Annotated in this window: 15 protein-coding genes; 7 read left to right on the top strand and 8 right to left on the bottom strand. The window is 30.8% G+C overall.

What is annotated here, in order from left to right:
• Positions 1-42: 42 nt before the first annotated feature.
• On the bottom strand, positions 43-1,974 hold the full coding sequence (locus ABWP78_RS00195) for a M1 family metallopeptidase (RefSeq protein ID WP_353167674.1): 1,932 nt from the start codon (positions 1,972-1,974) through the stop codon (positions 43-45).
• Between the two features lie 127 nt (positions 1,975-2,101).
• Between ABWP78_RS00195 and serS the strand changes: the two genes are divergently transcribed.
• Positions 2,102-3,373 carry a serine--tRNA ligase gene (serS, locus tag ABWP78_RS00190; RefSeq protein ID WP_353167672.1) on the top strand — a complete coding sequence of 424 codons (1,272 nt, stop codon included), beginning with the start codon at positions 2,102-2,104 and terminating at the stop codon, positions 3,371-3,373.
• A gap of 64 nt (positions 3,374-3,437) precedes the next feature.
• Positions 3,438-5,222, top strand: a complete 1,785-nt coding sequence (locus tag ABWP78_RS00185) for a tetratricopeptide repeat protein (RefSeq protein WP_353167669.1) — start codon at positions 3,438-3,440, stop codon at positions 5,220-5,222.
• Here ABWP78_RS00185 and ABWP78_RS00180 read toward each other — a convergent pair.
• The 5 genes from ABWP78_RS00180 to ABWP78_RS00160 all read right to left on the bottom strand — a co-directional run bounded on the left by ABWP78_RS00180 (position 5,219) and on the right by ABWP78_RS00160 (position 9,207).
• A complete protein-coding gene (locus tag ABWP78_RS00180) occupies positions 5,219-7,372 on the bottom strand; it encodes a peptidase domain-containing ABC transporter (RefSeq protein WP_353167667.1) in 2,154 nt (717 codons plus the stop codon). The two genes, ABWP78_RS00185 and ABWP78_RS00180, sit on opposite strands and share 4 nt — an antisense overlap.
• A gap of 51 nt (positions 7,373-7,423) precedes the next feature.
• Positions 7,424-7,948: a peroxiredoxin family protein gene (locus ABWP78_RS00175; RefSeq protein ID WP_353167664.1), complete on the bottom strand. Its 525-nt coding sequence runs from the start codon at positions 7,946-7,948 to the stop codon at positions 7,424-7,426.
• A 1-nt stretch (position 7,949) separates the two neighbouring features.
• Positions 7,950-8,582, bottom strand: coding sequence for a hypothetical protein (locus ABWP78_RS00170; RefSeq protein ID WP_353167663.1), 633 nt, complete (start codon positions 8,580-8,582; stop codon positions 7,950-7,952).
• Between the two features lie 243 nt (positions 8,583-8,825).
• A complete protein-coding gene (locus ABWP78_RS00165) occupies positions 8,826-9,011 on the bottom strand; it encodes a hypothetical protein (protein WP_353167660.1) in 186 nt (61 codons plus the stop codon).
• Between the two features lie 19 nt (positions 9,012-9,030).
• Positions 9,031-9,207 (bottom strand): hypothetical protein, encoded by a 177-nt coding sequence (locus ABWP78_RS00160; protein WP_353167657.1) that lies wholly within the window; start codon positions 9,205-9,207, stop codon positions 9,031-9,033.
• A 177-nt stretch (positions 9,208-9,384) separates the two neighbouring features.
• Between ABWP78_RS00160 and ABWP78_RS00155 the strand changes: the two genes are divergently transcribed.
• The 5 genes from ABWP78_RS00155 (at position 9,385) to ABWP78_RS00135 (ending at position 12,739) form a co-directional block, all read left to right on the top strand.
• On the top strand, positions 9,385-9,741 hold the full coding sequence (locus ABWP78_RS00155) for a helix-turn-helix domain-containing protein (RefSeq protein WP_353167655.1): 357 nt from the start codon (positions 9,385-9,387) through the stop codon (positions 9,739-9,741).
• 63 nt (positions 9,742-9,804) lie between these two features.
• Complete coding sequence (locus ABWP78_RS00150; RefSeq protein ID WP_353167652.1) at positions 9,805-10,950, top strand: cystathionine gamma-synthase; 1,146 nt, start codon at positions 9,805-9,807, stop codon at positions 10,948-10,950.
• A 271-nt stretch (positions 10,951-11,221) separates the two neighbouring features.
• A complete protein-coding gene (locus tag ABWP78_RS00145; RefSeq protein ID WP_353167650.1) occupies positions 11,222-11,563 on the top strand; it encodes a type II toxin-antitoxin system RelE/ParE family toxin in 342 nt (113 codons plus the stop codon).
• Between the two features lie 2 nt (positions 11,564-11,565).
• Positions 11,566-11,856 (top strand): helix-turn-helix transcriptional regulator, encoded by a 291-nt coding sequence (locus tag ABWP78_RS00140; RefSeq protein WP_353167648.1) that lies wholly within the window; start codon positions 11,566-11,568, stop codon positions 11,854-11,856.
• A 169-nt stretch (positions 11,857-12,025) separates the two neighbouring features.
• A complete protein-coding gene (locus ABWP78_RS00135) occupies positions 12,026-12,739 on the top strand; it encodes a hypothetical protein (protein ID WP_353167646.1) in 714 nt (237 codons plus the stop codon).
• 72 nt (positions 12,740-12,811) lie between these two features.
• On the opposite strand, the gene ABWP78_RS00130 is transcribed toward ABWP78_RS00135, so the two are convergent.
• Together ABWP78_RS00130 and ABWP78_RS00125 are read right to left on the bottom strand one after the other, a co-directional pair.
• The gene (locus ABWP78_RS00130; RefSeq protein ID WP_353167645.1) at positions 12,812-13,144 is read right to left on the bottom strand and encodes a 2Fe-2S iron-sulfur cluster-binding family protein; all 333 of its coding nucleotides are present in this window, start codon (positions 13,142-13,144) and stop codon (positions 12,812-12,814) included.
• Between the two features lie 2 nt (positions 13,145-13,146).
• Positions 13,147-14,205: an NAD(P)/FAD-dependent oxidoreductase gene (locus tag ABWP78_RS00125; RefSeq protein WP_353167643.1), complete on the bottom strand. Its 1,059-nt coding sequence runs from the start codon at positions 14,203-14,205 to the stop codon at positions 13,147-13,149.
• Positions 14,206-14,215: the final 10 nt, after the last annotated feature.

Below are 14,215 nucleotides of genomic sequence, written 5' to 3'. Positions count from 1 at the left end.
TAAGGTTTTCACCTTACTTTTTAATATTATTTTATAGTAACCCTATTTTTTTATGAAATTTTTGTGAAATAGGCCTTCTGAAGTTTCAATTTTTAAAAAATGAACCCCACTTGAAAGTCCAGAAATATCAAGAATATTTTTGAAATCTGTTTTCAAAAGTTGGCCTAAATTATTATAAATTTCTACTTTATATAAAGTTACATTATTGGGAAATTGAATAGTTAATTCGTTTTCTGAAGGAACTGGATAAACAGAAATCGCCGAATTCATATCAAAATTTTCAGTGCCTAATGTAGCCGTATTGTTTTTAGAAATAATATGTTTATTTGGGTCAAAAGCAACTCCCGTTACTACAAACAGAACCGGAACAATAAATTCTTGAGCATTGGTTGTGTTATTAACTACAACATCTAAAACTTGTGAGCCACTACCTGTTAATCTAATTTCTAAAGGCATTTCAAAAAAAGAAACACTAGCATGTGATTGAGTTTGATTTACAATGATTTTCACTTGTCCTGCGCCCCAGTTTTGAGCCGTAATTGTATAAGTAGGATATCCTTGATTGTACAACCAATCGTTGAAAAATTCTGTTAAACTATTGCCGTTATCCGCGGCTTCTAAATGTGATTTTAAATTCGCTGAAACTGCATATCCAAATGCTAATGCTGGATCGGCTAAATAGCTTTTTAATGCTTGAAAAAATTTGACATCTCCTAGTTTCCAACGCAACATGTGCGTAATCATCGAACCTTTATTATAAGTCAATCTTGAACTAAAAATTGTATTTACACTTAATGCACCAGCATCAGATAAATAAGTAGCGCCTCCAAGTTGTGAGGTAATACTGGTTATTTTATTCGCTTTCCAATTTACGAAAGTTGTTGGGCCATCTAAATATTCATATACCATTCCAGACATATATTCTGTTAACCCTTCATTTAACCAAATGTCTTTCCAAGTACCACATGTAATTTTATCTCCAAACCATTGATGTGCCATTTCATGCGCAATTAAATCTCTACTAAAATTAAACATTGATGAAACGGTAGTATGTTCCATTCCACCACCCCAACCAAACTGAGCATGACCATATTTTTCGGTTCTAAATGGATAAGGTTCTAATATACTTTCATAAAAATTTATAATAGTTGGCGTAACTCCTAATTGTGTTTGTGTGGTAGCTGTATTGGTTTCTGGATATAAATAATTTATAATTGGAAAATAAGGAGAAGCTACAGTTCCTAGACCTCCTTGTTGGTTATACACTTCATAATTGGTTACGTTTAATACAACTAAATAAGCCGGAATCGGATATAAATGCTTAAAATGTGTAGTAGCATTAGCGCCTGTTATAATTCTGCTCTGTTCTAAACCGTTCGAAACACTATTAAAAGTAGCAGGTGCCGTAATATACATATCAAAACTGTTGATTTTATCGTTTAAATCTTGCTTACAAGGCCACCAATCTCTAGCGCCAAATGGTTCAGAAAGGGTACAAATTACTGGCGTTCCGGCATGAGTTCCTCTAGTGAAAGCGCCTTCAGCTGTTGGCGGAATACCTGCATAAGTAATTATTACTGAAGCGCTAGTTCCTGTGGAAATGGTACTCGGAAAATTTATGTTTAATTCGTAATTACTTTGAGAATAAGTTAAATTCACACTATTTATCGTAACGGAACTCACTACTAACTGAGTTGCCATATCAAAAGTGATCGTGTTCATGTTTGCTAAAGCCGTAAAAGTGGTTTTTACTACACCACTAATAGCTGCTGGGGTATTGTTCGGGTTTACTGTAAAACGTAACTCATGATAAGTAATGTCATAATTTTGTGTGTTCGGATTTACTTGAATATTCATCGTTGAAGCTGCCGATTTTGATTCGGATTCCACCATTATATCAAATTCCGATTCTGAAGTTTGTGAAAAACAGAAAGTAGTGAATAAAACAAAAAAGTAGTGAATAATTTTTTTCATTATTGTAAATTAAAACACGAAATTAAGTATTTTTTTTCAATTTTTAAACATAGTTTACATTTGTACCCGTTCTTTTCTAAAAAATTTACAACAATTTCTTACATTTGCTTTCCAAAAACAAACAAACATGTTACAAGTACATTTTATTAGAGAAAACAAAGAAGAAGTAATCACGCGATTAGCGAAAAAAAACTTCGATGCCACTGCCATTGTTGAATTAGTTGTAGAATTAGACGAAAAGCGTAGAAATACACAAGTTGAATTAGACAATCTACTAGCAGAATCTAATAAACTATCCAAAGATATTGGAGAAATGATGAAAAATGGTGAAAAAGCCAAAGCCGAAATCTTAAAAGAAAAAACGACTCAAATTAGAGAAAATTCGAAACAATTAAACGAAAGTTTACAAGCAATTACGAATCAATTGCAAGACGAATTATATAAATTACCAAATTTACCAGTTGAAATTGTTCCTTTTGGAAAAACGCCAGAAGAAAACATAAACGTTTTTGAAGAGGGAGACATTCCAAAATTACACGAAGGCGCTTTACCGCATTGGGAATTAGCGAAAAAATATGATATTATCGATTTTGAATTAGGCGTAAAAATCACAGGTGCAGGTTTTCCTGTATATAAAGGTAAAGGCGCAAAATTACAACGGGCACTAATTTCATATTTCTTAGATAAAAATACAGATGCCGGTTACAAGGAATACCAAGTACCACATTTAGTAAACGAAGCATCAGCTTATGCAACGGGACAATTACCAGATAAAGACGGACAAATGTATCACGATGCTACAGATAATTTGTATTTAATTCCAACAGCTGAAGTGCCTGTAACAAATATTTTTAGAGACGATTTAGTTTCAGAAAACGATTTGCCTATTTTATGTACCGGTTACACACCTTGTTTCCGTAGAGAAGCAGGTTCTTATGGTGCGCACGTTCGTGGATTAAATCGTTTACATCAATTTGATAAAGTTGAGATTGTACGAATTGAAAAACCAGAAAATTCTTATGCCGCTTTAGACGGGATGGTAGAACACGTAAAAGAAATATTACAAGAATTAAAATTACCATACCGAATTTTAAGATTATGCGGCGGTGATATGAGTTTTGCTTCTGCGTTAACGTATGATTTTGAAGTCTTTTCAACTGCACAAGACCGTTGGTTAGAAATTTCTTCTGTTTCTAATTTTGAAACCTTTCAAGCAAACCGATTAAAATTAAGATATAAAGATGCGAATGGTAAAAACCAATTGGCACACACTTTAAACGGAAGTTCATTAGCGTTACCTCGCGTTTTAGCAGGAATTTTAGAAAATTATCAAACACCTGAAGGCATTATAATTCCTGAAGTTTTAAGACGATATACTGGGTTTAATATTATAAACTAATCTTAAATCTTTACTAATAATGCACTGAGTTAAACAATTTTTGTTACTTTAGTGCATTCTTTTTATGAAAAAAATTTATACCATCATATTGTCTTTTTACTCGCTAATTGTGGTTTCTCAAAACGAACAACTGGCACAAAATTATTTTGACAAAGGTGAGTTTGATAAAGCGGCATCTTTGTATGAAGAAATGGAAAAAAAACAACCTAATAACTTCTATTTTACTCAAAAATTAGTGGTTTGCTTTCAAGGTTTAAAACAATTCGATAAAGCAGAAAAATTACTTTTAAGCAAAATAGACAAATCTAATCAACCAATTATTTTTGTTGAATTAGGGTACAATTCGCAATTGCAAAAAGACACAAATAAAACAGAATCCTATTACAAAAAAGCACTTGATGTTGTAGCAAAACAACCTAGTTATGCCTATCAAATTGGGCAAGCTTTTGAGCAAAAAACATTGTTATTTCAGGCGTATTCCACTTATGAAATTGCACAAAAAACAAATTCAAGTTTGAATTTCGATTACCAAATGGCACTGCTTCAAGGTCAAATGGGAAATTTAGATGTGATGGTAGTAAAATTATTAGATTACTCTTATGCCAATATAAATACGACGTTAAGTGTACAAAATCAGTTGGTGTTTTTTATGCAAGATGATGCCGAAAATGTATTTGCCAATTCGCTAAAAAAAGAACTTTTACTTCGCACCCAGAAAACACAAGACATTTATTGGAATCAATTTTTAAGTTGGCTTTACATAAATCTTAAAGAATATAACAAAGCTTTTATTCAAGAAAAATCAATTTATAAAAGAAATCCAGAATCGTTTGACGATATTATTCAACTGGCGCAAATTTGTGTAAATGAAAAAGAAAACGAAACCGCACAAGCTATTTTTCAATTTATATTGCAAAACACTACAGACGAATCTACCATTTTAAATGCACACTATTTTCTGCTAAAAAACGAAATCGCCAATGCAAAACCAGAGAATTATCCTTTAATTCAATCGAAATTTGATACCTTATTGACTCAGTTTGGCACCTCTCCATTTTCGTTAGATATTCAAATTTTGGCAGCCCATTTTAAAGCGTTTTATTTGAATGATTTTGAAAATGCAAAAGTGCTTTTAGATAAAACTATGGAAATGCCATTAAATATTCGTCAGAAAGCAAAAGTAAAGATGGAATTGGCAGATGTTTTTGCTTTTAATGAAAAATTCAATCAAGCGATAATTTATTACGCGCAAATTCAAAACGATTTACCTAATGATGAATTTTCGCACGAAGCCAGTATGCGAATGGCAAAAACCAGTTTCTTTAAAAAAGATTTCAATTGGGCAAAAAAACAAGCAGGCGAATTGAAACAAGCTTCAACCCAATTAATTGCGAATGACGCAGTAGAATTATTTTTGTTAATTAGTGATAATTCTGCAGAAGATTCACTTCAAGTGGCGTTACAAGATTTCTCAAAAGCCGATTTGTTAGAATTTCAAAACAAACCAAAAGACGCTCTTGACGCTTTTTTACAAATTTTAGAAAAACACAAAGGGCAATCCATAGAAGCCGGAACGTTGTATAAAGTAGCCAAAAATTACGAAAAATTAGGTGATTTTACAAAAGCAAATGGGTATTATCAAAACATTTTAGAGAAACACAAAGACGGAATTTATATTGATGAAGCCTTATTTTATTCAGCTGAAATTTATAAAAATCAGCTAAACGATTTAGAAAAAGCTAAAAATTTATACGAAAAAGTTGTTCTAGAACATCCCGATAGTATTTATTTTACGGAAGCCAGAAAACAATACCGCCAATTGCGAGGCGACAAACAACAAGGGATTTAAAAATTGTTAAAATACTCACTATAAAAGTTATTTGTTTCCATTAATTTTTTGTGATTCCCAAAATGGGATATGGTTTTGTTTTCTAAAACATAAACAATATCTGCAAAGTTTTTTAACGTGTTTAAACGATGTGATATAAAGAAAATAGCGCAATTTGGTTTAATTTTTTCGAACAAATTCATTGTAAAATTTTCGGTATTTCTGTCCATTGCAGATGTTGCTTCATCAAGGATTAAAAACTGTGGTTTTTTATATAAAACTCTTGCTAAAGCTATAATTTGTTTTTGTCCTCCACTTAAATTGATGCCTTCTTCGCCTAGAATTGTCACTAAACCTTGTGGCAATTGATTAAAATAAATATCAAACCCAAAATAGGTTAAAAATTGCATGATGCTTTCTGGCGTATCCGTATTTCCTAATAAAATATTATCGACAACATTGCCATTAAAAATCGTTATTTCTTGAGGAATTACACCAATTAAATTGCGATAATTTTTTAATTCAATTTCGGTTAATTTGGATTGATTATTAATTAAAATTTGCCCGTTTTCATAAGAATAAAAACGTTGTAATATTTGTCCTAACGTGCTTTTTCCGCTACCACTTTCGCCTACAATGGCTGTGAATTTTCCTTTTTCAATTTCAATATTTAAATTTTGAAACAATTCAATTCTACCTGCAAAACGAAACGACAAATTTTGAATAGAGATTGAATTTATTTCAGAAATTGGCACGCCTTCTTCTTTTTCTTTTTCAATAGATGCAAATTCATACATTCTATTAAATGCAATTTTTGCCTCGCTTATTGGAATGGATATTAATGCCAAATTAGCAATTGATGGCAATAATGAACCCACAATTCCTAAAATCGCCATCAATTCTCCTAGCTTTATGTCTTTATTAAAAACTTGAATAGAGGTGTACACTAAAACACCAATTAAGAAGAAAACGCTAGCCAATCCTGATTGCCAAGATAAGGTAATATTAATTTTCCCCAGATTAAACATTTTATCTTGAAAATTACCAAAAACAATTTCGTTAGCTTGGTAAAAAACATCTTGCTTGTTATTGTTTTTTATGGCTTCAATGCCTTGTATGGTGTTAATATAGTTACTTTCATTAAAGGCATAACTTTGCATCACTTCCTTTTGAGAATGTATAATTTTAGCATTACTCCTGTAAATAATATAAAAATAAATAGGCAATGACAATAAAATAATTAAACCTAATTTCCAAGAATAGCCAAATAAGAAAACTAATGAAATGATGGCAACTAAAACATCAATAACCAAACTACTCGCTAATGTTTTTATAACACGTTGCACACGTTGCGTGTCGTTTAATCGAGCAACTAATTCGCCTATTTTTCTGGTATCAAAAAACGGTTTTGGTAAATGTAATAGTGAATAAAAAAACGTGTTATTTATTCTATTATTAAAATCTTTTGACTGCAATAATAAAAAATATTCTCTTAAAACCGATAATCCCACGCGAGCTAATAGCAAAACCGCTAAAAGAGCAATACCTGTAATTAATTTTTTTATGTTGTGAGATGGCAAAATGTCATCAATTAATTTTTGCGAAAACAAAGACATTGCCATACCTAAACCTGCTACAAAAACACCTAAAAGCAAGCTTATACCAAGTAAATTATAATCTTCTTTTAAAATTTTTAAGAACCAGTTGCGTTTTGCGTTTTTCTCTGTAATTTCTTTTAGAAAACTTTCGTTTGGTTCTAAAGTTAAACAACTTTTTGAAACCCAAATTTTATTTAATTCTTCGTTTGTTACATAATATATTCCTTTTGCAGGGTCGCCAATTAAAAAACCTTTTTTTTCATCATAAAAGTAGCAAACTACATAATGTTGCAATTTTTCTTCCATTACAACATGTAATATTACTGGTTGTTTATGGTCAATTAATGCTTGAATATCTGCTTCGCAACCTTCAGCGTTGAAACCAATTTTATTAGCCACTTGATATAAACCAAGCATACTTGTACCTTGCTTTGTGGTGCCGCTTAATTCTCGTAATTTCTCTAATGAGTTATTGCCTTCATACAATTTTATTACAGACAACAAACACGCCACGCCACAATCTGAGTGGTCTAATTGTAGTGTATGGGTTTTTTCAATATGTTTTAGGTTCATTTGATATGGTCAAAAGTTTGAAAGTCAAAAGTTATAATGTCTTTTAATTTTCTAATTTGTAGTTTGTAGTTTTTTCAAAAGCGTTTCCACTTTTATTTGTCCTCTAATTTTTTCAATTAACTGTTTGTCTTTGTTGTACAAAACCATACATGGCAAACTTTTTACATCGAAAGTAGTACGGAAAGACATTTTTCTATCAGAAAGAAAAGAAATAGTATCATCAATATTTAATTTATGTTTTGTTGCAAATGCAATAATTTCTTTTGGGTTTTCATTAGAAATAAAAACCAATTGAACGTTTGAAAATTTTGCCCTATTTTCTTGTATCATTTTAGCTTCTTCATTGCAAAATTCGCATTCACTATTATAGTAAACAAACAAAGTTGCTTTATTTGCAATAATATTTTCATTACTAAAAAAACCACCTTTTACATTTTCATAAGAAAAAGCAGGCATGGTTTTTATGTTTTCAGCAACTTGTTTTTTATGGTTTATTTGAGTAACAATTTGAAACCCAAAATAACCCAACAATCCAACAAATACTATTGGGAGTATTATTTTTAAATAATGTTTCATTTTATGACATACTTAACGTTAAAAACATCACCACAAAAACCCAAAGCATCATTGTTGGCACATAACTATACATCATCATTTTAAAACCATTATCAGTATGGGTGCTTGTTAGTTTGCCAATTAAATAAGCCAAATAAAAAATATACGCCAACTCAAATAAATTTAAAATTTGCAACGGATAAATAAGCCAAGGCTCTAAACCAGTATAACCAACAATATTTAATGCCGATAGCGGATAAAAATATTGCAAATCTTCCAACGTATAATTGGTTTCAAAAAAACAAAACCAAATTATTTTTAAAACAGGCACCAGCAAAAAAACAAACTCTGCCTGAAAAACAACATTTAAAATGCTTTTAAAACTAATTTTATTTCTATTAAAAAAGAAAACAGCCGTGTACACAGCACTTGCAATTATTAAGGTTTTAATTAATATTAAAATAGGAATTATAATGTATGAAACCCATTCCCATTTATCTTGAATCAAAAGATATTCTTCTATTTGGTTTTGAGTTAGTTTTTCTGCTAAAGAAGAATAAACAAGTTTATCGAATTTTAAAATTAATTTAGTTATGTTAGTAATTAAAATTACAATAATTGAAAGACTAGTATATTTATATAAGATATTTTTCATTATGAGTATTAAAAAAAAGAAAGACATATAATATGTCTTTCAAATAATAGTTTTTATAAAATGTTTATGCTTTTTTACTTTTACCATAAAAAAACATAATACCATAAAAAAATGCTGAAAAGATTGATAATATTTTAAATTGTAATTTAGTCAAAATTAAAATATCAAATATTAATAAAGCATATAGTATAAATAAAATCAAAGCAAATATTAGTAAAACAATTCTTTTCATATTTTATTTAATTATACAGCACAATAAATCCCAACAAGAACTAAAGAAGCTGCACCACCCCATCCAATTGGATTCCAAAAGTTCGCAACAACACCAGCCTCATATCCTAATGCAACCAATCCAAAACCAGCACAAAACTCTGCTTTGTTTATTCCTCCATTAATATTCTCTATTTGATTTAGTTCTAATTTTTTCATAAGACAACTTTTAATATTATTATTTACAACCTAATAATCCAATTGCACAACCAATTCCTGTAGCTGCTGCTATAGGAGCAAATGGGGAAGCCGCTAAAATTATTGTTGCCGCACACATACCTCCAGTTACTCTACTACAAGGATCCGTTAATCCTCCATCCAAATTTTCCATTTGGTTTACATTTAATTTTCTCATAATTAAAATTTTTTGTTGTTATTTGTTCCACTATTGAAACATTTCAAAATTGAGAAATTAGAATTAAATTACAAATTCAAAAAAGATAATTAAAATTCCATTTTTGATATTTGTTTTACCATAAATGACAAAAATATGAAAATATCTTTATATTTGTAAACAACTAAATTATTTTTTATGAAAATTGGTGATAAATTAAAAACACTACGAACTTCAAAGGGCTATTCTCCTGAAACGGTTTCAGAAAGAATAGGTGTTTCAAAAACTACTTATGGCAGATATGAAAGAAACGAAACAGCACCAGATATAAATATTCTTGAAAATATTGCAAATTTATATGAACTGGAAATGTTTGAACTTTTGTCGGATGAAAAAATTATTTTAAATCAAAAAAATAAAAAAGGCGACAATAATGGATTGGTATTTAATAATTTATCTGAAAAATTAATAGATCAATATGAAAAAAGGTTATTAGAAAAAGACGAAAGAATTAATGAATTGAGAGAAATTATTTCGGAATTAAAAGCAAAATAATACCTCACAACAAAACAAATTACAATTATTACTTTTCTTATATTTGCATAAAAATAAAGAAAAATGAAATTCAATACCAAAGTAATTCACGGAAATCAGCATCACGATCCAAGTACTGGAGCGGTAATGCCACCAGTATATCAAACCTCTACATTTGTACAAACGAGTCCAGGTGTGCCTTTATCAGAATACGAATACAGTAGAGCTGCCAATCCAACTCGTACGGCTTTAGAACAAGCTTTAGCAAGTATCGAAAATGGAGTGCGTGGTTTAGCTTTTGCTTCAGGTTTAGCGGCAACAGATTCAGTTATGAAACTTTTAAAACCTGGCGATGAAGTAATTGCTATGGACGATTTATATGGTGGAACTTACAGAATGTTTGCTCGTATTTATCAAGAATATGGAATTAAATTCCATTTTATTGATATGACAGATTATGCAAAATTTGAAGCGGCTATCAATGAAAACACGAAATTGGTTTGGGTAGAAACGCCAACCAATCCATTAATGAAATTGGCGGATATTGCAGAAATTGCGAAAATCACTAAAAAACATAAGTTACTTTTTGCCGTTGACAATACTTTTGCCACGCCATATTTACAAAAACCATTAGATTTAGGTGCAGATATCGTAATGCATTCAGCAACTAAATATTTAGGCGGACACAGTGATGTAATTGCTGGTGCTTTAATCGTAAAAGATGAAGCGTTAGGCGAAAAATTACACTTTGCGCAATTTGCAACAGGTGGAACTTTAGGTCCGATGGATAGTTATTTGGTGTTACGAGGCATCAAAACCTTACACTTACGTGTACATAGACATTGTGAAAACGGTGCAAAAGTGGCGGAATATTTAGTGAATCATCCAAAAGTAGCCACAGTGTATTATCCTGGATTAGAAAGTCATCCCAATCATGAAATTGCCAAAAAACAAATGATTGGTGGTTTTGGTGGTATGGTTTCTTTCACTTTTAAATCGGGTGCGAAAGCCGATGCAATTAAAATGTTAGAAAAAGTAAACGTATTTACATTAGCCGAATCTTTAGGTGGTGTGGAATCTTTAGCAAATCATCCTGCGTTAATGACACACGCCTCAATTCCTGAAGAAAAACGAAAAGAAATTGGTATTACTGACGATTTAGTTCGTTTAAGCGTGGGAGTAGAAGATATTTCAGACTTACTTGCCGATTTAGAACAGGCGTTTCAATAAAAATTAGTGTAAACTAAACCGCTTTGGACTGAAAGTCTTTTGGTTTCGTAGGCAGACTAAAACGGCAACTCTAAATTTATTTGACACAAATTTCACAAATTAGCACGAATTAGTTTGTGAAAATTTGTGAAATTCGTGTAAAAATTTTAGAAGCTAAAAAGGAAATGCACTAAAGGGAAACAGTTAGCAGATATAGTCTCAAAATTCGTGTAAAAATAGAAAATCAGAAAAATATTTGGGAAATTAGTAACTTTTAAGTTACCTTTGAAAAATGAAAGTACGTGAAGTTATAGCATACGAAAATCACTTTGAAGAATTTCTTCTTGAGCAACCGCAAAAGGTTCAAGATAAAATATTTAAAATAATTGAGGCAATTGAAACTTTAGAAAGAGTTCCATCAAATTATTTAAAATCGATGGAAGGAACAAATGGTCTATACGAAGCAAGAATTCAACTTGGCTCGAATATTTGGCGTGTATTTTGCTTTTTCGACAATGGAAAACTCGTAATTTTATTAAATGGCTTTCAAAAGAAAACACAAAAGACTCCAAAAAATGAATTGGAAAAAGCGTTACGATTAATGACAAAATATTATTCTGAAAAAACTAAATAATTATGGAAACTAAAAGTTGGAGAGATATTAAAAATGATGTATTCGGTGAAAAAGGAACCGAAAGACGTGACGAACTTGAAAGAGAATTCCAAGGTTTTAAAATTGGAATACTTTTGAAAAAAGCTCGTGAAGAAAAACATTTGACGCAAACTGAACTTGGTGATTTAGTTGACAAGAAAAGAGAATATATATCAAGAATTGAAAATAACGGAAGTAACTTAACGCTAAAGACTTTGTACGACATTGTCGAAAAAGGGTTAGGTGGAAAAGTAAAAATCCAAATTGAAATATAACTACATCTGTTAACAGCAGATACACAAGATGCAAGGATTTAGTGGAATTGCCGTTTCGAATTGAACTTTTTAGTTAAATAGAAAATATGCAGTCCCGAAGCCTTGCGCCTCGTGTAGCTGCGGAACGTTGTAGGATATTTTCGAGAAACCGAAAAGTAAAAAGAAACAAATGAAATCCTCAGAATTAAAAGAAGTTATTGAAAATCAAATCCTAAATATTTCAAATGACAAATGGAATGTTGAAGTTTCATATTCTAAAATTAATCCAGAAAACAGAAAACTTGAAGTAGAAAAAGTAATAGAAGTACAAAATGAATATAAAACGAATTCAATATTCATTTCTTTTCATAAAAATAATTCTGATATTCATAAAAATGTTGAAATAAATGGATTAGATGGTGGAATTTATCTATATAAGTCAACACGAAAAGAAAAATCACAAACTGTAAAATTGACTGAAAATAATTTAATAATGAGCTTAGGTTTTTCACTTTTATCATTAAATTTAGACGAAGCTGAACTAGAATGGATTATAAGACCTGATTTTAATGAAATATTTGGTTTCTTAGATTTAGAAAACGATTTATTATTAAGAGGAGAAAGTCAAATACATAGAATTGACAAAAATGGAAATATAAAATGGAGTTTTAGTGGAAGAGATATTTGGGTAAATTTAGTAGGTAAAAATGAATTAGATATTGAAGAAAATAAAATTAGACTTTTCGATTTTGAATCTAACGAATATCTATTGAATTTTGATGGAGAATTATTAGAAGACAAACCAAGAATTATAAAAACAAAGAAACCAACATTTTTTAAAAATCCTAAAAGATGGTTTTATCAAAAAGTTTGGGAGAAAATGACGGAAAATGGAAATAAATAAAAAAACATTTTACAACAGCGGTTTTAACTTTTTTTCAGTCCAATAAAAAAGCGAGAAATGTTTCTCGCTTTTTTATTGTTCTGGCGCAATTTCTATTTCCAAGCCCTCTAAATCTTCCGAAATATGTATTTGACATCCTAGTCGGCTATTATCTTTGACGTGATAGGCATCAGCTAACATAGCTTCTTCGTCGTCGTTTCTTTCAGTTTTTAAAACATCGTTAAGTAAATAACATTGGCACGAAGCACACATAGCCATTCCGCCACAAATGCCAACTGTTCCTTCTTCTGCCAATTCATAAGAACGGATGAGTTCCATCACGTTCATATTCATATCCGTTGGGGCCAACACTTCGTGTTTGATTCCGTTTCTATCCGTAATAAATAGGATTACATCTTGACTCATAATTAATCAATAGCTTTTACAACCGCTTTTTCTGCTTCTTTTCTAGTGCCATCAAAACCATTTACGCCAGAAACAGTGGTGTATTTCAGTACATAACGTTTTCCTGGATGTATTCGATTGTACACGCTTTGACACATTAGTGTGGCTTCATGAAATCCGCATAAAATCAACTTCAACTTTCCAGGGTAGGTGTTTACATCGCCAATGGCATAAATTCCGTCAATATTTGTTTGGTAATCTAGTGCGTTATTTACTTTAATGGCGTTTTTTTCAATCTCCAATCCCCAATTAGCAATAGCACCTAATTTTGGTGTTAGTCCGAAAAGTGGAATAAAATAATCGGTTGGCACATTCATACGAGCGCCGTTTATTTCTATATCTAACGATTCAATTCTTTCGCTTCCTTTAAAACCAACAACTTCAGCAGGAGTAATTAATTTTATTTTTCCTGAAGATTTTAATTCCTGAACTTTTTCTACTGAATCTAAAGCACCACGAAACTCATTTCTTCGATGAATTAATGTAACCGAAGCCGCTACGTTTGCTAAAAAAATACTCCAATCTAAAGCAGAATCACCACCACCTGCAATTACAATATTTTTGTTTCTATATTTTTCTGGATCTTTTACAAAATAATCGACGCCTCGGTCTTCATTTTCATAAAATTCTATGTCTTTTAAAACAGGTTTTCTGGGTTCAAATGTTCCTAAACCCCCAGCAATAGCAATAGCTTTGGCTTTATGTTTTGTGCCTTTATTAGTGGTAACGATAAACGAACCGTCTTCTAATTTTTCTATAGTTTCAGCCGTTTCAGCTAAAGTAAAACCGGGTTGAAATTGCTTAATTTGTTCCATTAAATTGGTAACCAAATCACCCGCTAAAACTTCAGGATAACCTGGAATATCAAAAATAGGTTTTTTTGGATATAATTCTGCTAACTGTCCTCCTGGTTGAGGAAGGGCATCTATAATATGACATTTTAATTGTAATAAACCGGCTTCAAAAACTGTAAAAAGTCCTGTGGGACCTGCTCCAATTATCAATATATCTGTTTCAATCATTTTATTTATG

This window comes from Flavobacterium sp. (genome assembly GCF_040402955.1).
GTDB lineage: Bacteria > Bacteroidota > Bacteroidia > Flavobacteriales > Flavobacteriaceae > Flavobacterium.
This window is presented reverse-complemented; position numbering and strand designations above follow the sequence as displayed.

Bases quoted from the DNA above. Each gene is read 5' to 3' on its own strand.
- ABWP78_RS00155 (WP_353167655.1), top strand. From the start codon at position 9,385: ATGAAAATTGGTGATAAATTAAAAACACTACGAACTTCAAAGGGCTAT.
- ABWP78_RS00135 (WP_353167646.1), top strand. From the start codon at position 12,026: ATGAAATCCTCAGAATTAAAAGAAGTTATTGAAAATCAAATCCTAAAT.
- ABWP78_RS00140 (WP_353167648.1), top strand. From the start codon at position 11,566: ATGGAAACTAAAAGTTGGAGAGATATTAAAAATGATGTATTCGGTGAA.
- ABWP78_RS00195 (WP_353167674.1), bottom strand. From the start codon at position 1,974: ATGAAAAAAATTATTCACTACTTTTTTGTTTTATTCACTACTTTCTGT.
- ABWP78_RS00165 (WP_353167660.1), bottom strand. From the start codon at position 9,011: ATGAAAAAATTAGAACTAAATCAAATAGAGAATATTAATGGAGGAATA.
- ABWP78_RS00180 (WP_353167667.1), bottom strand. From the start codon at position 7,372: ATGAACCTAAAACATATTGAAAAAACCCATACACTACAATTAGACCAC.
- ABWP78_RS00160 (WP_353167657.1), bottom strand. From the start codon at position 9,207: ATGAGAAAATTAAATGTAAACCAAATGGAAAATTTGGATGGAGGATTA.
- ABWP78_RS00170 (WP_353167663.1), bottom strand. From the start codon at position 8,582: ATGAAAAATATCTTATATAAATATACTAGTCTTTCAATTATTGTAATT.
- serS (WP_353167672.1), top strand. From the start codon at position 2,102: ATGTTACAAGTACATTTTATTAGAGAAAACAAAGAAGAAGTAATCACG.
- ABWP78_RS00185 (WP_353167669.1), top strand. From the start codon at position 3,438: ATGAAAAAAATTTATACCATCATATTGTCTTTTTACTCGCTAATTGTG.
- ABWP78_RS00145 (WP_353167650.1), top strand. From the start codon at position 11,222: ATGAAAGTACGTGAAGTTATAGCATACGAAAATCACTTTGAAGAATTT.
- ABWP78_RS00125 (WP_353167643.1), bottom strand. From the start codon at position 14,205: ATGATTGAAACAGATATATTGATAATTGGAGCAGGTCCCACAGGACTT.
- ABWP78_RS00175 (WP_353167664.1), bottom strand. From the start codon at position 7,948: ATGAAACATTATTTAAAAATAATACTCCCAATAGTATTTGTTGGATTG.
- ABWP78_RS00130 (WP_353167645.1), bottom strand. From the start codon at position 13,144: ATGAGTCAAGATGTAATCCTATTTATTACGGATAGAAACGGAATCAAA.
- ABWP78_RS00150 (WP_353167652.1), top strand. From the start codon at position 9,805: ATGAAATTCAATACCAAAGTAATTCACGGAAATCAGCATCACGATCCA.